This window comes from Bacillus sp. FSL W8-1202 (assembly GCF_038006165.1).
In the GTDB taxonomy this organism is placed as follows: Bacteria; Bacillota; Bacilli; order Bacillales; family Bacillaceae; genus Bacillus; species Bacillus subtilis.
Genome location: NZ_JBBOUR010000001.1, coordinates 3,020,132 through 3,039,368, shown reverse-complemented (window position 1 = coordinate 3,039,368; position 19,237 = coordinate 3,020,132). Strand labels below are relative to the sequence as shown.

General features: G+C 43.4%; 12 protein-coding genes, 1 tRNA gene and 2 pseudogenes. 11 read left to right on the top strand and 4 right to left on the bottom strand.

From position 1 onward, the window contains the following. Positions 1–27: 27 nt before the first annotated feature. Positions 28–930, bottom strand: a complete 903-nt coding sequence (gltC, locus tag NSQ09_RS15790) for a glutamate biosynthesis transcriptional regulator GltC (protein ID WP_004399246.1) — start codon at positions 928–930, stop codon at positions 28–30. Positions 931–1,076: 146 nt separating this feature from the next. Between gltC and gltB the strand changes: the two genes are divergently transcribed. Both gltB and gltD read left to right on the top strand, forming a co-directional pair. After that, positions 1,077–5,639, top strand: coding sequence for a glutamate synthase large subunit (gene gltB / locus NSQ09_RS15785; RefSeq protein WP_341031958.1), 4,563 nt, complete (start codon positions 1,077–1,079; stop codon positions 5,637–5,639). Between the two features lie 16 nt (positions 5,640–5,655). Further along, the gene (gene gltD, locus NSQ09_RS15780) at positions 5,656–7,137 is read left to right on the top strand and encodes a glutamate synthase small subunit (RefSeq protein ID WP_014479972.1); all 1,482 of its coding nucleotides are present in this window, start codon (positions 5,656–5,658) and stop codon (positions 7,135–7,137) included. Between the two features lie 55 nt (positions 7,138–7,192). Here the strand turns inward: gltD and NSQ09_RS15775 are convergent, their stop codons facing one another. Next, positions 7,193–8,182, bottom strand: a complete 990-nt coding sequence (locus NSQ09_RS15775; RefSeq protein WP_017697326.1) for a zinc-binding dehydrogenase — start codon at positions 8,180–8,182, stop codon at positions 7,193–7,195. A gap of 128 nt (positions 8,183–8,310) precedes the next feature. Here NSQ09_RS15775 and yofA point away from each other — a divergent pair, with 128 nt between their 5' ends. After that, positions 8,311–9,168, top strand: coding sequence for a LysR family transcriptional regulator YofA (gene yofA, locus NSQ09_RS15770; protein WP_017697327.1), 858 nt, complete (start codon positions 8,311–8,313; stop codon positions 9,166–9,168). A 162-nt stretch (positions 9,169–9,330) separates the two neighbouring features. Here yofA and ggt read toward each other — a convergent pair whose 3' ends face one another. After that, positions 9,331–11,094, bottom strand: a complete 1,764-nt coding sequence (ggt, locus tag NSQ09_RS15765) for a gamma-glutamyltransferase (RefSeq protein WP_014476980.1) — start codon at positions 11,092–11,094, stop codon at positions 9,331–9,333. 184 nt (positions 11,095–11,278) lie between these two features. On the opposite strand from ggt, the gene NSQ09_RS15760 reads away from it, so the two are divergent. From NSQ09_RS15760 to NSQ09_RS15750, 3 genes are all read left to right on the top strand, one after another. Next, the gene (locus NSQ09_RS15760; RefSeq protein WP_017697328.1) at positions 11,279–11,509 is read left to right on the top strand and encodes an excisionase family DNA-binding protein; all 231 of its coding nucleotides are present in this window, start codon (positions 11,279–11,281) and stop codon (positions 11,507–11,509) included. 316 nt (positions 11,510–11,825) lie between these two features. Next, positions 11,826–12,371: a site-specific integrase gene (locus NSQ09_RS15755; RefSeq protein ID WP_003231473.1), complete on the top strand. Its 546-nt coding sequence runs from the start codon at positions 11,826–11,828 to the stop codon at positions 12,369–12,371. Between the two features lie 52 nt (positions 12,372–12,423). Continuing rightward, positions 12,424–12,496, top strand: a tRNA-Arg gene (locus tag NSQ09_RS15750). A 93-nt stretch (positions 12,497–12,589) separates the two neighbouring features. Here the strand turns inward: NSQ09_RS15750 and iseA are convergent. Beyond that, entirely contained in the window at positions 12,590–13,135 is a 546-nt protein-coding gene (gene iseA / locus NSQ09_RS15745) for a DL-endopeptidase inhibitor IseA (RefSeq protein WP_015714038.1), read from the bottom strand. A gap of 285 nt (positions 13,136–13,420) precedes the next feature. On the opposite strand from iseA, the gene NSQ09_RS15740 reads away from it, so the two are divergent. The 5 genes and pseudogenes from NSQ09_RS15740 (at position 13,421) to dacB (NSQ09_RS15725) (ending at position 19,187) form a co-directional block, all read left to right on the top strand. Next, on the top strand, positions 13,421–14,812 hold the full coding sequence (locus tag NSQ09_RS15740) for an MATE family efflux transporter (RefSeq protein ID WP_341031951.1): 1,392 nt from the start codon (positions 13,421–13,423) through the stop codon (positions 14,810–14,812). 133 nt (positions 14,813–14,945) lie between these two features. Next, complete coding sequence (galM, locus tag NSQ09_RS15735) at positions 14,946–15,923, top strand: aldose 1-epimerase (protein ID WP_144453445.1); 978 nt, start codon at positions 14,946–14,948, stop codon at positions 15,921–15,923. A 33-nt stretch (positions 15,924–15,956) separates the two neighbouring features. Then, a pseudogene (gene dacB / locus NSQ09_RS23105) lies at positions 15,957–16,781 on the top strand (D-alanyl-D-alanine carboxypeptidase/D-alanyl-D-alanine endopeptidase); the annotation flags it as partial. After that, positions 16,782–17,678, top strand: a pseudogene (gene galM, locus NSQ09_RS23100) (aldose 1-epimerase); the annotation flags it as partial. It abuts the pseudogene before it with no gap. A gap of 33 nt (positions 17,679–17,711) precedes the next feature. After that, positions 17,712–19,187, top strand: a complete 1,476-nt coding sequence (gene dacB / locus NSQ09_RS15725; RefSeq protein WP_024573330.1) for a D-alanyl-D-alanine carboxypeptidase/D-alanyl-D-alanine endopeptidase — start codon at positions 17,712–17,714, stop codon at positions 19,185–19,187. Positions 19,188–19,237: the final 50 nt, after the last annotated feature.

Genomic DNA, 19,237 nt, shown 5'->3' with positions numbered 1-19,237 from the left:
TCTATATAGAAGCTCGGGTTCATTTTTTTATTGATACTGCTCCAGCTTAGAGAAAAATTGAATGACAAACTCATAAAAATCATTCGCAGAAGGCGCAAGCTCTCTATTTTTCGGTTTAATGATTCCGACAGTCCGTTTTACTTGAGGGAACTCAATTGGAATTTTCACAGTAAACCGAGGTGTTGTTTCAGCAAAAGTACTTTCAGGCAGAAGGGTAACGCCCATTCCTGCGGACACTAACCCTTTGATAGCATCCAAATCCTCACCCTCCGTGGAAACGAGAGGAGCAAAGCCTGCTTGTTTGCAAGTATCAATTGCCATCTCTCTAAGTACAAATCCTTCCGGGAACAATACAAATTGGTCGTTGCGCAAATCGATTAAATGAACCGTTTTTTGTTTAGCAAGCGGATGATTTAATGGAACAAGCGCGTAAATTTTTTCAGTAAATAATATTTTTCCCGTTATGTCAGAGAAATTCGTCGGCACCGGCCCTAATAAGGCCAGATCAATATCGCGGTTTCTGACAGCTTCAATCAGAAACTTATAGGAGCCTTGGCGCAGCAAAAATTCGACGTGCGGATATTCTTCTTTAAACGCTGAAATGACAGTCGGCAAAAGCTGGCTGGCGAGGCTTGTAGGAAAGCCGATCTTTACCGTTCCGCGATGCGGGTCAAGATACTCATCAATTTGCTCTTTCGCATAATCAATGGCTTTCATCGCCGTTTTCACATGAATCAAAAATTCTTTTCCGATTGGCGTGAGTTTGATATTTCTCCCTTCACGCTCAAATAAGGTCACATTTAATTCTTCTTCAAGATTGGCAATTTGTCTGCTGATTGCTGATTGGGCCACATGCAAATGATCAGCGGCTTCTGAAACGTGTTCTCTTTCAGCCACCTCCATAAAATAACGCAGTTGGCGCAGCTCCATGTTTGTCTCACATCCATCTATCTCATTTTGAGATTCTTTTGATCTAAATTATATATTGTTTATATCGTTTTGAAAACCTACAATGATTATAGAGTTGTTAGATTTTATGACCGGTATTATCGGAAATTGATCGGGGGAGAGGAATTATGACGTACAATCAAATGCCAAAAGCTCAAGGTCTCTACCGTCCTGAATTTGAACATGATGCATGCGGAATCGGCCTATATGCACACTTAAAGGGCAAGCAGACTCACGACATTGTCAAACAAGGACTTAAGATGCTTTGCCAGCTAGACCATAGAGGAGGGCAAGGCAGTGATCCGGATACAGGAGACGGAGCCGGCTTACTGGTTCAAATCCCTGATGCTTTCTTTAGAAAAGAGTGCAAAGACATCAATCTGCCAGAAAAAGAACGTTACGGGGTAGGAATGGTCTTTTTCTCACAGAAAGAAGATGAAAGAAAAAAAATTGAAAAGCAAATCAATGCACTGATTGAACAAGAAGGCCAAGTCGTTCTTGGATGGAGAACTGTACCTGTAAATGTCGGAAAAATCGGAACAGTGGCACAAAAAAGCTGTCCGTTTGTCCGTCAGGTATTTATCGGCGCAAGTTCTGATCTAAAGGACAATTTATCTTTTGAACGAAAATTGTATGTCATTCGTAAACAGGCTGAAAATTGGGGAGTAACGGAAGGTCTTGATTTTTATTTTGCCAGTCTTTCAAGCCAGACCATTGTTTACAAAGGCCTTTTAACACCTGAACAGGTTGATGCATTTTATTCTGATCTGCAAGACGAAGCATTCGTTTCTGCTTTTGCGCTCGTTCATTCACGCTTCAGTACCAACACATTCCCTACATGGGAAAGAGCGCATCCTAACCGCTATTTGGTTCACAATGGTGAAATTAACACCCTTCGCGGAAATATCAACTGGATGAGAGCACGTGAGCAGCAATTTGTTTCTGAAAGCTTCGGTGAGGACTTAAACAAGATTTTGCCGATTCTCAATGCTGATGGCAGTGACTCTTCCATTTTGGATAACGCATTTGAGTTTTTTGTGATGGCTGGACGCAAACCGGCACATACGGCAATGATGCTCATTCCAGAGCCTTGGACGGAAAATACGCATATGTCCAAGGAAAAAAGGGCGTTCTACGAGTACCATAGCTCCCTGATGGAGCCTTGGGACGGACCGACAGCTATTTCATTTACTGACGGTAAACAAATCGGGGCGATCCTTGATCGGAATGGTCTCCGTCCGGCCCGTTATTATGTCACAAAAGATGATTATATTATTTTCTCATCTGAAGTAGGCGTTATTGAAGTTGAACAGGAGAACGTTTTATATAAAAACCGCCTTGAGCCTGGGAAAATGCTTTTAATCGACCTGGAAGAAGGCCGTATTATCTCCGATGAAGAAGTCAAAACACAAATTGCAACTGAGTATCCGTATCAAAAATGGCTTGAAGAAGAGCTTGTACAAGTAAATCCTGATCCGGAGTCAAGAGAAGAAGAACAATTTAGTGATCTTCTTACTCGCCAGAAGGCATTCGGATACACATATGAAGATATCCAAAAATATCTAATTCCTGTTATTAAAGAAGGCAAAGATCCCCTTGGTTCAATGGGGAATGATGCTCCGCTTGCTGTACTTTCTGACCGAGCGCAATCACTGTTTAACTACTTTAAACAGCTGTTTGCACAAGTAACGAACCCGCCAATCGACGCGATTCGTGAGCAGCTTGTCACTTCAACGATGACTTGGCTCGGTGCGGAAGGCGACCTACTTCATCCGAGTGAACGAAATGTTCGCCGGATTAAACTGTATACACCTGTTTTATCCAATGAACAGTTTTACGCATTGAAAACGATTGTTCATCCTGATTTAAAAAGCCAAAAAATTGATGTGCTGTTTTCAGAGGATCTTGAACGCGGTTTAAAGGACATGTTCACACAGGCAGAGAAAGCCATCAGCCAAGGCGTAAGTTTGTTAATTTTATCAGACAAAAAGATGAACGAACGACTGACACCAATTCCGCCGCTTCTGGCAGTAAGCGCACTGCACCAGCACTTAATCCGCAAAGGGCTGCGTACGAAGGTCAGCATTATTGTGGAATCAGGAGAAGCGCGTGAAGTGCATCACTTTGCAGCGTTAATCGGTTATGGCGCAGATGCGATTAACCCTTATCTCGCTTATGCGACCTACAAGCAGGAAATTGATGAAGGCCGTTTGGATATCAGCTATGAAGAAGCGGTTAGCAAATATGGAAAAAGCATTACTGAGGGCGTCGTAAAAGTGATGTCCAAGATGGGAATTTCAACTGTGCAAAGCTACAGAGGCGCACAAATCTTTGAGGCGGTAGGAATCAGCCGCGATGTGATCGACCGCTATTTCACAGGTACTGCATCACAGCTAGGCGGCATCGATTTACAAACAATTGCAGAAGAGGCACAGCGCCGCCACCGGGAAGCGTATCAGGATGATTACAGCAAAACGCTTGAACCGGGAAGTGACTTCCAATGGAGAAATGGCGGAGAGCATCATGCGTTTAATCCGAAAACGATTCATACTTTGCAATGGGCGTGCCGCAGAAATGATTACAATCTGTTTAAACAGTATACAAAAGCGGCTGATGAAGAACGCATCGGATTTTTGCGGAACTTGTTCGCATTTGACGGAAACCGCAAGCCTTTGAAGTTGGAGGAGGTTGAATCCGCTGAATCGATTGTCAAACGTTTTAAAACGGGTGCGATGTCATTCGGGTCCTTGAGTAAGGAAGCGCACGAAGCTTTAGCAATCGCAATGAACCGTCTTGGAGGAAAAAGCAACAGCGGTGAAGGCGGAGAAGATCCCAAACGCTTTGTTCCAGATGAGAACGGCGATGATAGAAGAAGTGCGATCAAACAAATTGCATCCGGACGGTTTGGTGTCAAAAGCCATTACCTCGTCAATGCTGATGAGCTGCAGATTAAAATGGCTCAAGGTGCTAAGCCGGGTGAAGGCGGGCAGCTTCCTGGCAACAAGGTATATCCATGGGTTGCCGATGTCCGCGGGTCAACGCCAGGTGTCGGATTAATCTCACCTCCGCCACACCATGACATTTATTCGATTGAGGATTTAGCCCAGCTGATCCACGATTTGAAAAATGCCAACCGTGACGCAAGAATCAGCGTAAAGCTGGTGTCAAAAGCAGGTGTAGGAACAATCGCTGCAGGTGTTGCCAAAGCGACTGCAGATGTCATTGTGATCAGCGGCTATGACGGAGGTACAGGCGCTTCTCCGAAAACCAGTATTAAACATACAGGGCTTCCGTGGGAGCTTGGCCTTGCAGAAGCACATCAAACACTAATGCTGAACGGACTTCGTGACCGTGTTGTATTAGAAACAGACGGAAAGCTCATGACGGGCCGCGACGTTGTGATGGCTGCCTTGCTCGGCGCCGAAGAATTTGGTTTCGCAACGGCTCCGTTAGTTGTACTCGGCTGTGTCATGATGCGTGCCTGCCATTTGGATACATGCCCTGTCGGTGTAGCGACACAAAACCCAGAGCTTCGCAAAAAGTTCATGGGGGATCCTGACCATATTGTGAACTATATGCTGTTCATTGCTGAAGAGGTTCGTGAGTACATGGCTGCGTTAGGCTTCAAGACATTTGATGAAATGATCGGCCGCACTGATGTACTTCATGTAAGTGAACGGGCAAAGGAGCACTGGAAAGCAAGCCAGCTTGATTTGTCTACCCTTCTTTATCAGCCTGAAGGGGTGCGGACATTCCAATCGCCGCAAAATCATAAAATTGATCAATCACTTGATATTACAGCGATTCTCCCGGCCGTACAAGAAGCCATCGAATCTGGAAAAGAAGCTGATATTTCGATTGAAATCAATAATACAAACCGTGTAGCCGGAACGATAACCGGCAGTGAAATCTCAAAGCGTTACGGAGAAGAAGGTCTTCCTGAAGATACAATCAAGCTGCACTTTACCGGATCAGCCGGCCAAAGCTTTGGAGCTTTCGTTCCTAAAGGGATGACGCTTTATTTGGACGGAGACTCAAATGATTACGTCGGAAAAGGGCTTTCTGGCGGAAAAATCATCGTCAAGTCACCAGAAGGATTCAACTCTGCTTCGGATGACAATGTCATTATCGGCAACGTGGCTTTTTACGGTGCGACAAGCGGAGAAGCATATATTAACGGACGTGCTGGTGAACGCTTTGCCGTTCGAAACAGCGGTGTGAACGTAGTTGTAGAAGGTATTGGCGACCACGGCTGTGAATACATGACTGGCGGCAGCGTTGTCGTTCTCGGTGATGTAGGCAAAAACTTTGCGGCAGGTATGTCCGGCGGAATCGCTTATGTACTGGCCGAAGATGTCAAAGCGTTTAAACGCAAATGCAACCTTGAGATGATTTTATTTGAATCATTAGAGGACGAGAAAGAAATCCAGCAAATCAAAGCAATGCTTGAAAGACATACTGCATATACAAACAGCCAAAAAGCAGAAGATTTGCTTGATCAATGGGAAGACAGTGTGAAAAAATTCGTCAAAGTCATTCCGAAAAACTATAAACAAATGCTCGCAAGCATCGAAGAGCAAAAAGCTGCAGGTTTATCAGATGAAGAAGCCATCATGTTCGCTTTTGAGGCCAACACGAAGCCAAAGCAGAATACAGCAGCATCGGGACAAAAACAAGCGGTAGTACAGTAAGGAAGGGGAGAGGAACATGGGGAAACCAACTGGATTTATGGAGATCAAACGAGAAAAACCTGCGGAGCGGGACCCTCTCACTCGCTTAAAGGATTGGAAAGAATATTCTGCTCCTTTTTCAGAAGAAGCATCGAAACGGCAGGGGGCGCGGTGCATGGATTGCGGTACACCGTTTTGCCAGATCGGTGCGGACATTAACGGATTTACATCCGGCTGTCCGATTTACAACTTAATTCCTGAATGGAATGATCTTGTCTACCGGGGCAGATGGAAGGAAGCATTGGAACGCCTGTTGAAAACAAACAACTTTCCTGAATTCACAGGGCGGGTATGTCCCGCTCCTTGTGAAGGATCATGCACTTTAGCGATTTCAGACCCGGCCGTATCAATTAAAAACATCGAGCGGACCATTATCGATAAAGGATTTGAGAATGGCTGGATTCAACCTAGAATTCCAAAAAAACGAACAGGCAAAAAAGTCGCCATCGTCGGGTCGGGCCCAGCCGGACTGGCGAGTGCTGACCAGCTGAATCAAGCGGGGCATTCTGTCACTGTTTTTGAGCGCTCAGACAGAGCGGGCGGCCTTTTAACATACGGCATTCCAAACATGAAGCTTGAGAAGGGCATTGTAGAACGCCGAATTAAATTGCTGACGCAAGAGGGAATTGATTTTGTCACGAACACAGAAATCGGTGTTGACATTACAGCTGATGAGCTAAAGGAGCAATTTGATGCTGTGATCTTATGCACAGGCGCTCAAAAACAGCGGGACCTCTTAATTGAAGGACGCGACTCAAAAGGAGTCCATTACGCAATGGACTACCTCACACTTGCAACAAAAAGCTATTTAGATTCTAATTTTAAAGACAAGCAATTCATTGATGCCAAAGGGAAAGATGTCATCGTAATCGGAGGCGGAGATACAGGAGCTGACTGTGTGGCTACCGCTCTGCGTCAAAAAGCCAAAAGCGTGCACCAATTCGGCAAACACCCGAAACTTCCGCCAGCCCGCACGAATGACAATATGTGGCCTGAACAGCCACACGTCTTTACGCTTGAATATGCATACGAGGAAGCAGAAGCAAAATTCGGAAGAGATCCGAGAGAATACTCCATTCAAACGACAAAAATGGTTGCGGATAAAAACGGAAAGCTGAAAGAGCTTCATACCATCCAAATGGAAAAAGTGAAAAATGAGCATGGAAAATACGAGTTCCGCGAGCTGCCTGGAACTGAAAAAGTATGGCCTGCTCAGCTTGTCTTTATCGCTATCGGCTTTGAAGGCACAGAACAGCCGCTGTTGAAACAGTTCGGTGTTGATTCAGTAAATAACAAAATCAGTGCAGCATATGGGGATTATCAAACAAATATCGATGGTGTATTCGCCGCAGGGGATGCAAGAAGAGGGCAAAGCTTAATCGTATGGGCGATTAATGAAGGCCGTGAAGTGGCGCGTGAAGTGGATCGATATTTGATGGGGAGTTCAGTTCTTCCGTAAAAAAGGGGATTATCATATAAGAGAAACCGGTCTGGCTGCCAGCCGGTTTCTTTTTTTATTCCATTACGATCCCGATGTTTCCAAACTGTCTGCCTTCCTGCATTCTTTTATATGCTTCACATGCTTTTTCTAAAGGATATATCCGGTCAATTACAGGCCGCAGCTTATGTTTGTCAATGAAAGCGAGCATAGCTTGAAATTCCTCACCGCTTCCCATCGAGGTTCCCAAAACATTGACCTGAGGAAAGAATAAAGAACGCACCGGAAAACTGAGATTATTTCCTGAGCTTGCCCCAAAGCTGACAATACGGCCATTTGGTTTTACATGGCGGAAGTATTCCGAAAAGAGGGCAGGTCCTATGCTGTCAAGAACAACATCTATCTTTTTTCCCTGCAACTGCTCATCCCAATTGTTGTAGCTGTCAAATGCGTAATCAGCACCTAATTGCAGCGCCCTTTTTCTTTTCTCCTCACTGCGGGAGGTCACGCTTACTGTTGCCCCAATCGCTTTAGCCATCAATAAAGCGTAGGTTGCCACACCGCTGCCGATGCCGGGTATCAATAGATGCTCGCCTTTTTTTAATTGCCCCTTTGTAAACAGAGCCCGATATGCGGTTAAAGCGGATAAAGGTAGAACGCCCGCTTCTTCCCAAGATAAATAAGCAGGTTTTTTGATTGCATTTTGTGAAGGAATGATCACATATTCAGCAAGTGTTCCGTCCGAAGGACCTCCCAGAATCTCAGGTACAGGTGGAACATTTTCTGTCAAATCCCAGTTCAATGTCGGGAAAATGACTACTTCTGTCTGAACAGTAACATTTTTCACGCCTTCACCAATCTCTTCGATGATACCCGCGCCGTCAGAACCCAGTATCATGTGAGGATCTTGTTCAGATTTGTTTTTCATAAGAAACAAGTCACGATGATTCAGGCCTGCAGATTTTAATTTAACCTTTACCTCTCCGTATCCAGGCTTTGTTGATGGAACGTCCTGAACTGATAACCCCAGAAGACCGGCTTTTCCGTTGTGAATTACAGCTTTCATGCTGTCTGCCTCCTCATTGAATTGTATTTTCATATCTTTACTTATTTTACATAGCGGTTTTCTTCGAGTAAAATGAACAAATATGAAAGCCAATATCACTTTTCATCATAGCAAGCAGGTGAGAGCGCGTGGAAAGCGGAGATTTAAAAATTTTTCAGGCTGTTGCTCGCGAAGGAAGCATAACGAAAGCAGCCCAAATGCTGAATTATGTTCAGTCGAATGTGACAGCCAGAGTGCATAACCTTGAGGAAGATTTGAATATCAGGCTTTTTCATCGAACGAATCGGGGAATGAAGCTGACTGCTGCAGGAGAAAATCTTTTACAATATGCAGATCAAGTATTATCGCTGTTAGACCAAGCTGAAAAATCGACCCGAATGAGCAGGCAACCAAAAGGGCCTTTGCGGATCGGATCACTGGAAACGACGACGGTAACGCATCTGCCTGAGCATGCAGCATCCTTCCTCAGGCGTTTTCCTGAAGTGGATTTATCAGTGAACACAGCTGATACGCATCATTTGATTCAACAGGTTCTTGATCATAAAGTTGATGGCGCTTTTGTATATGGGCCGGTTGAACACGCTGCAGTTAGACAACTCCATGTCTCCCATGATGAATTAGTTTTGATTTCATCACGAGAAGGGACGGCAGAAGACATGCTTCAGCAGCCGATGCTCTTTTTTGGGGCTGGCTGTTCTCATCGTGACAGGGTCAAAAGATTACTAGAGGAAGCAGGCATACACAATCAAAAAATCATAGAGTTTGGCACATTGGAGGCTATTATAAAAGGTGTTTCCGCTGGGATGGGTACGGCGCTGCTCCCAAAGTCCGCTGTTGACTGCTCCGAGCATCGTACAAATGTATGGATTCATCAATTGCCACCAGCATATCAAGACTTAGAGATCGTCTTTATATACAGGAAAGACTTTTTTATTACGAGTGCGTTTCAGACATTTCTTGATGAGATAAACGAAATGAAAAGATGAAGATAGACGTGCATTAGCAGAATAAAGATTTTGTCAAAGAAGCAGTCATCCTTCTGTCATTTTGGATTGCAATCAGGGATACAGAGCATTACCAATGCCCGTTGTTATTAAAGATCTGCATGAAAAAACTGTACTCATTTGAAGCGAGTACAGTTTTTTAATTTATTTACGTTTTAAATTAATGCCGATCGCCGCGCCGTTTCTGCTTGAATCAGCTACACCTTTAAAGGTGCCGTTTTCATGGTCGATCGATATGCTTTGCACGTTTCCAATATCCACCGGACTTGTGCCAAATTTGTGGCCCATACCGTTTAGCTTGCTGAGGACATCTTTAGGAACTCCGTCTTCGTAACGGTAAGAGCTCATGCTGTTTGTATAAATTCTCGGCTCTTCAACAGCTGCTTTTAATTCCATACCATATTCAATGTGGTAGAGAATGGTTTGCAAAACGGATGAAATAATTGTAGCCCCGCCAGGAGATCCAACAGTGAGGACAGGCTTGTCATCCTTAAATAAAATCGTCGGGGTCATGCTGCTTAAAGGCCGTTTGTTTGGCTGTACTTCGTTAGCTCCGCCTGGTATCGCATCAAAATCCGTTAATTCATTGTTTAAAATAACACCGTAATCAGGGACCATAATACCCGTTCCGAATAGCTGTTCGATTGTTGTTGTGTAAGAAACAACATTTCCCCATCGATCAGCAACTGTAAAGTGGGTTGTTTGGCCTTCTACTTTGTCTTTCGGCTGTTCAACTTGTTTATAGTTTGCTGATCCTTCTTGGTATTTCCAAGGGTCACCGGCTTTCGGTTTTTTATTCACTTGATCTAGGTTGATTAATTGCTGGCGTTCTTTGATATAATCGGGGTGAAGCAGGCCTTTGAGAGGAACATTTACAAATTCGGGATCACCTGCGTAAGACGCACGGTCGGCATATGACAAATGCATCGTTTCAGCAAGCAGCTGATATTTTTCCCATGAGCGGACATCGTATTGTGAAAGGTTAAAATCATCAAGGATTTTTAGCATTTGCAATAAGAAAATACCGCCGGAGCTTGGAGGAGGAGTAGTAGCGATTTGATAGCCTTGATAGTCTCCCCAAATCGGTTCATCAATTGTAATGTCGTAATTTTCTAAATCTTTTTCTGTCATTGATCCGCCGAAATCCTGGACAGTGTCAGAAAGCGTCTTGGCGAATTTTCCTTTATAAAAAGCGTCAGTGCCTTTGGAGCGAATAAGCTTAAATGTTTTAGCCAAATCCTTTTGAATAAGGGTATCTCCTTCTTTAAGCGGTTCGCCATTTGGTAAAAATACATCTTTTGCGGCAGTCCGTGAAAGCTTTTCCTGATAATCAGAAATGGCCTCTGCCAACACCGAATCAATCGGAAAGCCTTTTTCAGCGAGTTTAATAGAAGGGGTAATTAATTGCTTCATCGAACGGGTTCCCCATTTATCCAAGGCTTCTTCCAGCCCTTTCAGAGTGCCTGGAACACCAACGGCAGTACCTTTTGTTACACGTTCAGAGAAAGGAATTGCTTTGCCGTTTTCGTCCAGAAACATATCAGGAGTTGCGCCTGCTGGAGCACGCTCACGGCTGTCGATTATCGTTGTATCCTTCGTTTTTCCGTCATACACCATCATAAAACCGCCGCCGCCAATACCTGACATCATCGGCTCTGTTACATTGAGTGCAAATTGAATGGCAACCGCTGCGTCAATAGCATTTCCTCCTTTTTTCAGCACATCAGCACCGATTTCAGAAGCAAGAGGATGTGCGGTCGCAACCATGCCGTCTTTTCCAACATCTACTTGTTTGTACTCATCGTAGCTTTTGGGCGGTTTTTTAGCTTCCGCGTGAAAAGGGACACTTCCAGCGACTAACAGAACACTAAGCAGAGCTGTTAAACAGACGTTCCACGTTCTTTTCATGTTCTCCCTCCTATATGAAGCTGTATTGTTACAATCTTAGCGTAAAAAAATTACAGCGTTTTCACAAGTGACAAATGGTATATTATATAGTACATAAAGCCGTTTTTCTGTGCAAAATTGATTATATTGATATGAGCCATGTGCTATATTAGAATCAGCATACGGATTAAGAAGGGACTCCTATATGTATTTAACGATTGAAGAAACAGCAGAATATACAAATCTTTCAGAGGATTATATTAAAAGCTTGGTGCTCGAAGGGAAAATCAGAGCCGTTCATGACGGGGAGCAATTTTTGATTTATAAGGCGCAGTTCAAAACGCATCTCGAACAGCTGGAAAATTACAAAGCACTGGTGCAGGAAATATTAAATGAACCGATCCCGGAAGATATTGATGTAAAAGATGAGGATTAGGACACAATTTGAAATTGTGTCTTTTTTTGTATGTTTTTTGCGGAAGCTCCAGAAAATCAGGAGCGTCAGATTTCGTTTTAAGAGGTTTTTTGATGATTAATAGGGGGATAAGTATCCAAGAGGTTAAAAGCTTTATAATAGGCTTTAAAGTTTATTTTATAGGGTGAAGGTTGGAAGAAGCTTTTTTAAAAGCTTATGTAACACTATGTATATTATGTTACATAAATGCCGCCGCACTTTGACATTCAACGTTTTTCAGCTATAATAATAACATAGACCTCAAAACGTTACATAACGGTTTTTAAGGAGTTTTTTGATGCATATTGTACAGCCGATTCGCAGTCTAGAGAAAATCCAAGAAGTCAAACAGTATTTGCTTAACAAAAACAAGCGGGATTATTTTCTGTTTATTTTCGGCATCAACAGCGCGCTCCGCATTTCTGATATTCTGCCGCTGCAAGTGAAGGACGTTCAAAATAAAGATCATTTATGGGCGACTGAAAGCAAAACGAAAAAGAAAAGAAAGATTCTTATTTTAGAATCGCTGAAACAGGAAATATACGAGTATACGAAAGACATGAAGGAAAACGAATATCTTTTTAAATCAGTGCGGACCAGGAAGCCGATTTCCCGCATTCAGGCCTACAGAATTTTAAGAGAGGCCGCTGCGGCGTGCGGACTTGAGGAGATAGGGACGCATACACTCCGGAAAACGTTTGGCTATCATTTTTATCAGCGAACGAAAGACATCGCCGAGCTGCAGAGAATACTGAATCATTCATCACCATCAATTACAATGCGCTATATCGGTATTGATGAAGATACGACAAGAGCCGCGTATAAGGTTTTTGGAGGGCTTTAATACAAATCGCTTGAAAATATTGATCATCAGAGCTACTATATAAATACCAAAAGCTCTAGTAGCACAGCGGATAGTGCAGCAGTTTCCTAAACTGCAGGTCGGGAGTTCGAATCTCTCCTAGAGCGTTATATTCACAAAAAGACAACAGGCACTTTTCGCCTGTTGTCTTTCTTTATGCAAACCAAATAAAAAACGCCCGCTTATACCGGGCGTTTTTCTTATATAACTGCGTCAAATTGATTGACTTTCCATTTTTTATTTTCTTTCACGAATGTCACTTTCCGTTTTGCAGAAGGGGATCCGTCTAATGTAGGGACGGTAAATTCGTATGTGATTGTGCCGCCTTTTTTAGAGATCAGTTTAGCAGTTGATTTTTTCCAATTCAAAAGATTGTCTCCGTCACCGATTGGAACAGCAAGCTTTCCTTTTGAAACAGTGAAATGATAATCTTTAAAGCCTTTTTCGATTGCTGTTTTTGTAAAAATAGGAGTTAAGTAATTCACCGCTTTTGCTTTAGTGCCTAGATCACTGCACATGTATACATATTGAAGATTTTGATACTCGAATGTGCCTGATGGGCAAACTGCTTTTTTCACCTTCGGATTGTGGCCGCTCATGGTGTTCCAAAAATGTTCTCTAGCGGATAATGCCAACTGTAATGCTTGTTTTTGTGATAAATCGCCTGATGTATTTTTCGCAAATGCATTTGTGCTTAATGACAGAATAAGTGCAATGGTTGTTAGAAATAGAAGACATTTTTTCATTATCGCTCTCTCCTTCAAAATCTCTTTCTCTTATGTTACAAATGTTACAATAATTACGGATAGATTACAATACTTTTGCATAAATTATTTTTTATTCTTTTACTCACAAAAAATACGCCATTACTTGCTAGTTTATTCTTCATAAGCTAAAAAGATGTGTAAAATTAGAAGAATCGGGAAGGGTTTCATATGTGCAGTGATGAATAATAACATGTTACATATCCTGTTTTTGTCAAAAAATGAGGGCATGTTTAAAAACGATTTCAAATAAAGGAGTCCTTTAATATGGAAACATCACAAGAACCTCTTGTAACTCTAAAGAAAAGCAAACCATCAGTTTGGCGGTCGATGTCACTCTTTTTAGTGCCGCTTCTGCTGAGCAATGTGCTGCAATCAGTCGGCCAGCTAGTCGGGATGATGGCTGTAGGCAGATGGCTCGGTGTTGATGCAGTGGCAGCTGTATCATCCTTTTTCCCGTTATTTTTTCTTTTAATCTCATTTACGATTGGGATCGGTTCAGGAAGTTCGATTCTGATCGGACAAGCTTACGGAGCGAAAAATGAGGAACGGCTAAAGGCTGTTGTCGGGACGACGCTCACGTTTACATTTTTATTAGGCGTTGTGTTAGCCGTCATCGGCAGTATTTTCACCCTGGATATCCTTCGTTTAATGGGCACGCCTGAAAATGTCATTCATGTCAGCGCTAACTATGCACGTATTTTATTTTATGCTATGCCGTTTATGTTTTTATATTTTGCATATACTACCTTTTTGCGCGGAACAGGAGATTCCAAGACACCGTTTTATACGCTGATTGTGAGCACGGTCATCAACATCGCGCTTTTGCCTGTTTTAATCCTTGGCATGTTTGGTTTTCCGAAACTGGGCATATACGGCTCGGCATATGCAACTGTCATTTCCACGATTGCGACTTTTCTCGTGTTAATGGTGTATTTACGAAAGCGAAAACACCCGCTGCAATTTGATAAAACAGTGCGTCGTTATTTGAAAATGGATAAGGAACTGCTGGTTCTCCTGCTGCGTCTTGGGGTCCCAGCAAGCATCAATATGATTCTTGTCTCATTATCAGAGATAGCGGTTATTTCATTCGTCAATCATTACGGCTCTAATGCAACAGCTGCATACGGAGTGGTCAACCAGGTGGCCAGCTATGTACAGATGCCGGCCGTCAGCCTTGGTATTGCGGTTTCTATTTTCGCTGCGCAATCGATCGGAGCGAACGAGTTTGACCGCTTAAAGCAGGTCATTCGCGTGGGGATTTGGCTGAATTATATCATTGGCGGCGTACTGATCATTCTGATCTATGTTTTTTCACATCAGATTTTATCGTTATTTTTAACCGAGCAAGAGACGCTTTACATTGCGCACCGTCTTTTGATGATTACATTGTGGAGCTATTTGCTGTTTGGAAATGCCCAAATTATTTCTGCAACGATGCGGGCAAGCGGAACGGTTTTATGGCCGACCGTCATCAGTATTTTTGCAATCTGGGGAGTAGAGGTGCCTGTCGCTTTCGTCCTTTCTCACTATACAAAGCTTGAAATACTCGGCGTCTGGGTCGGTTATCCAGCTGCGTTTGCCGTCAGCTTGCTGTTGATTTATGGGTATTATCAATTCGTCTGGAAAAAGAAACAAATCACACGTCTCATCCAATAGCCTTCGAATCACACCGTTCATAAGTTTGAACGGTGTTTTTTTATTTGATAGGGGAAAATATAAAATGGAGGAAATATGGTACAGTACATTGAATTCTTATACTAGCAATGAATCAAGGAGAGGTTGAGTAAACATGGCAAACTTTATTGAGAAAATCACGTATTTGGGAACGCCGGCCATCAAAGCGGGCAACGAATATCTAGAAATGATTGTTGTCCCTGAGTGGGGGAGCAACGTCATTTCTCTCGTGGACAAAACAACAAAAGTCCAGCTTTTGCGTGAACCGGAAACAGCAGAAAGTTTTCACGACACACCAACATTGTATGGCATTCCAATCCTGTTCCCGCCTAACCGCATAAGTGACGGTACATTCAGTTTCCGGGGCAGAACGTATCATTTTGATATCAACGAGAAGGATAAACACAACCATCTTCATGGGTTTCTTTACCATGAAAAGTGGAACGTAGTGACCGCGAAGAAAACTGATGAAGAAGTGATTGTTGAAACAGAAATTGATCTTTCTGAGCTCCCCCATGTGTATAAGCAATTTCCTCACCATGCCGTCGTTCGGATGACATACACGGTAAAAGGGAATACTCTATTTAAACATGCGACGGTCATGAACAAAGGAAAGGAAGCGTTTCCTTGGGGAATTGGTTATCATACTACATTTGTGTTTCCGGCAGAAAGCTCGTTATTCTCCCTGACAGCAGATCAGCAATGGGAGTTGGATGAACGCCTGCTGCCGACCGGGAAACTGATGGATGTACCGAATAAAGAAGCTTTGCATGAAGGAATGGGTTTGCGCCACAAGCAGCTGGATGATGTCTTTTTATCTTCTTATCAGAAGAGGGGCGGAGAAAACCAGGCAGTCATTTATCATCAGCATGCACATATCAGCATTATTTATAAGGCAGATGAACAGTTTAAACATTGGGTTGTATACAATGCTGACGGAAAACAAGGGTATTTATGCCCTGAACCTTACACATGGGTGACAAACGCAGTGAATCTTGATTTACCTTCGTCACTCACTGGTTTACAAGTGCTGGAGCCGGGAGAAGAAACAACAGCTAAAAGCAGTATCACCATTGAACTGAATCATCAATAGCCAATGATGAAGCGCAGAGAGGCGGGGAAATTAATGAAAAAAAGCATAAAGCTTTATGTTGCTGTTTTACTGCTTTTCGTCGTTGCTTCGGTGCCTTATATGCATCAGGCTGCGCTTGCCGCTGAAAAACAAGATGCACTTTCCGGGCAGATCGATAAGATTTTAGCTGATCATCCTGCCCTCGAAGGCGCAATGGCCGGCATCACCGTTCGCTCTGCGGAAACAGGTGCTGTTCTATATGAACATTCAGGAGACACCCGAATGAGGCCTGCCTCTTCTCTAAAGCTTTTGACAGCGGCCGCGGCACTTTCTGTCCTTGGCGAGAACTATTCTTTTACAACCGAGGTCCGGACGGATGGAACACTGAAAGGGAAAAAGCTGAATGGTAACCTTTATTTGAAAGGGAAAGGCGATCCGACACTTTTACCATCTGATTTTGACAAAATGGCTGAGAAATTGAAACATTCCGGCGTAAAAGTAATTAAAGGCAATCTGATCGGTGATGATACGTGGCATGATGACATGCGATTATCACCTGATATGCCTTGGAGCGATGAATACACATATTATGGCGCGCCAATCTCCGCTCTAACAGCGTCTCCAAACGAAGACTATGATGCAGGCACTGTGATTGTTGAAGTCACCCCAAATCAAAAAGAAGGGGAAGAGCCTGCCGTGTCTGTCTCTCCGAAAACCGATTATATAACGATAAAGAACGATGCTGAAACGACTGCTGCCGGTTCAGAGAAAGACCTCACAATCGAAAGAGAGCATGGAACAAACACGATTACAATTGAAGGGAGCGTACCGGTTGACGCAAACAAAACAAAGGAATGGATTTCTGTCTGGGAGCCTGCCGTCCCTGAGTGGGGGAGCAACGTCATTTCTCTCGTGGACAAAACAACAAAAGTCCAGCTTTTGCGTGAACCGGAAACAGCAGAAAGTTTTCACGACACACCAACATTGTATGGCATTCCAATCCTGTTCCCGCCTAACCGCATAAGTGACGGTACATTCAGTTTCCGGGGCAGAACGTATCATTTTGATATCAACGAGAAGGATAAACACAACCATCTTCATGGGTTTCTTTACCATGAAAAGTGGAACGTAGTGACCGCGAAGAAAACTGATGAAGAAGTGATTGTTGAAACAGAAATTGATCTTTCTGAGCTCCCCCATGTGTATAAGCAATTTCCTCACCATGCCGTCGTTCGGATGACATACACGGTAAAAGGGAATACTCTATTTAAACATGCGACGGTCATGAACAAAGGAAAGGAAGCGTTTCCTTGGGGAATTGGTTATCATACTACATTTGTGTTTCCGGCAGAAAGCTCGTTATTCTCCCTGACAGCAGATCAGCAATGGGAGTTGGATGAACGCCTGCTGCCGACCGGGAAACTGATGGATGTACCGAATAAAGAAGCTTTGCATGAAGGAATGGGTTTGCGCCACAAGCAGCTGGATGATGTCTTTTTATCTTCTTATCAGAAGAGGGGCGGAGAAAACCAGGCAGTCATTTATCATCAGCATGCACATATCAGCATTATTTATAAGGCAGATGAACAGTTTAAACATTGGGTTGTATACAATGCTGACGGAAAACAAGGGTATTTATGCCCTGAACCTTACACATGGGTGACAAACGCAGTGAATCTTGATTTACCTTCGTCACTCACTGGTTTACAAGTGCTGGAGCCGGGAGAAGAAACAACAGCTAAAAGCAGTATCACCATTGAACTGAATCATCAATAGCCAATGATGAAGCGCAGAGAGGCGGGGAAATTAATGAAAAAAAGCATAAAGCTTTATGTTGCTGTTTTACTGCTTTTCGTCGTTGCTTCGGTGCCTTATATGCATCAGGCTGCGCTTGCCGCTGAAAAACAAGATGCACTTTCCGGGCAGATCGATAAGATTTTAGCTGATCATCCTGCCCTCGAAGGCGCAATGGCCGGCATCACCGTTCGCTCTGCGGAAACAGGTGCTGTTCTATATGAACATTCAGGAGACACCCGAATGAGGCCTGCCTCTTCTCTAAAGCTTTTGACAGCGGCCGCGGCACTTTCTGTCCTTGGCGAGAACTATTCTTTTACAACCGAGGTCCGGACGGATGGAACACTGAAAGGGAAAAAGCTGAATGGTAACCTTTATTTGAAAGGGAAAGGCGATCCGACACTTTTACCATCTGATTTTGACAAAATGGCTGAGAAATTGAAACATTCCGGCGTAAAAGTAATTAAAGGCAATCTGATCGGTGATGATACGTGGCATGATGACATGCGATTATCACCTGATATGCCTTGGAGCGATGAATACACATATTATGGCGCGCCAATCTCCGCTCTAACAGCGTCTCCAAACGAAGACTATGATGCAGGCACTGTGATTGTTGAAGTCACCCCAAATCAAAAAGAAGGGGAAGAGCCTGCCGTGTCTGTCTCTCCGAAAACCGATTATATAACGATAAAGAACGATGCTGAAACGACTGCTGCCGGTTCAGAGAAAGACCTCACAATCGAAAGAGAGCATGGAACAAACACGATTACAATTGAAGGGAGCGTACCGGTTGACGCAAACAAAACAAAGGAATGGATTTCTGTCTGGGAGCCTGCCGGATATGCCTTAGATTTATTTAAGCAGTCACTAAAAAAACAAGGAATTACTGTGAAAGGGGACATCAAGACGGGTGAAGCACCTAGTTCTTCAGATGTGCTGCTCTCTCATCGCTCAATGCCTTTATCGAAACTTTTTGTGCCGTTCATGAAATTAAGTAATAACGGACATGCCGAAGTGCTCGTAAAAGAGATGGGGAAAGTGAAAAAAGGAGAAGGGAGCTGGGAAAAGGGGCTCGAAGTGTTAAACAGTACGCTTCCGGAATTTGGTGTTGATTCTAAATCACTCGTCTTAAGGGACGGATCAGGAATCTCACATATTGATGCTGTATCCTCAGATCAACTTTCACAGCTGTTATATGACATTCAGGATCAGAGTTGGTTCTCGGCTTATCTAAATTCTTTACCTGTTGCGGGGAATCCTGACAGAATGGTGGGCGGAACGCTGAGAAACCGCATGAAAGACACTCCTGCACAAGGAAAAGTAAGAGCAAAAACCGGATCGCTCAGTACGGTAAGCTCTCTATCGGGGTACGCAGAAACAAAGAGCGGAAAAAAACTTGTTTTCTCTATTCTTCTAAATGGATTGATTGATGAAGAGGATGGAAAAGATATTGAGGATCAAATCGCTGTCATTTTGGCAAATCAATAATAGCGGCAGACCTGTTTTCCATGAGAAAACAGGTTTTTTTATGTCTGTCT

Coding starts and splice junctions, on each gene's coding strand:
- gltC (WP_004399246.1), bottom strand. CDS start 930: ATGGAGCTGCGCCAACTGCGTTATTTTATGGAGGTGGCTGAAAGAGAA.
- gltB (WP_341031958.1), top strand. CDS start 1,077: ATGACGTACAATCAAATGCCAAAAGCTCAAGGTCTCTACCGTCCTGAA.
- gltD (WP_014479972.1), top strand. CDS start 5,656: ATGGGGAAACCAACTGGATTTATGGAGATCAAACGAGAAAAACCTGCG.
- NSQ09_RS15775 (WP_017697326.1), bottom strand. CDS start 8,182: ATGAAAGCTGTAATTCACAACGGAAAAGCCGGTCTTCTGGGGTTATCA.
- ggt (WP_014476980.1), bottom strand. CDS start 11,094: ATGAAAAGAACGTGGAACGTCTGTTTAACAGCTCTGCTTAGTGTTCTG.
- NSQ09_RS15760 (WP_017697328.1), top strand. CDS start 11,279: ATGTATTTAACGATTGAAGAAACAGCAGAATATACAAATCTTTCAGAG.
- NSQ09_RS15755 (WP_003231473.1), top strand. CDS start 11,826: ATGCATATTGTACAGCCGATTCGCAGTCTAGAGAAAATCCAAGAAGTC.
- iseA (WP_015714038.1), bottom strand. CDS start 13,135: ATGAAAAAATGTCTTCTATTTCTAACAACCATTGCACTTATTCTGTCA.
- NSQ09_RS15740 (WP_341031951.1), top strand. CDS start 13,421: ATGGAAACATCACAAGAACCTCTTGTAACTCTAAAGAAAAGCAAACCA.
- galM (WP_144453445.1), top strand. CDS start 14,946: ATGGCAAACTTTATTGAGAAAATCACGTATTTGGGAACGCCGGCCATC.
- dacB (WP_024573330.1), top strand. CDS start 17,712: ATGAAAAAAAGCATAAAGCTTTATGTTGCTGTTTTACTGCTTTTCGTC.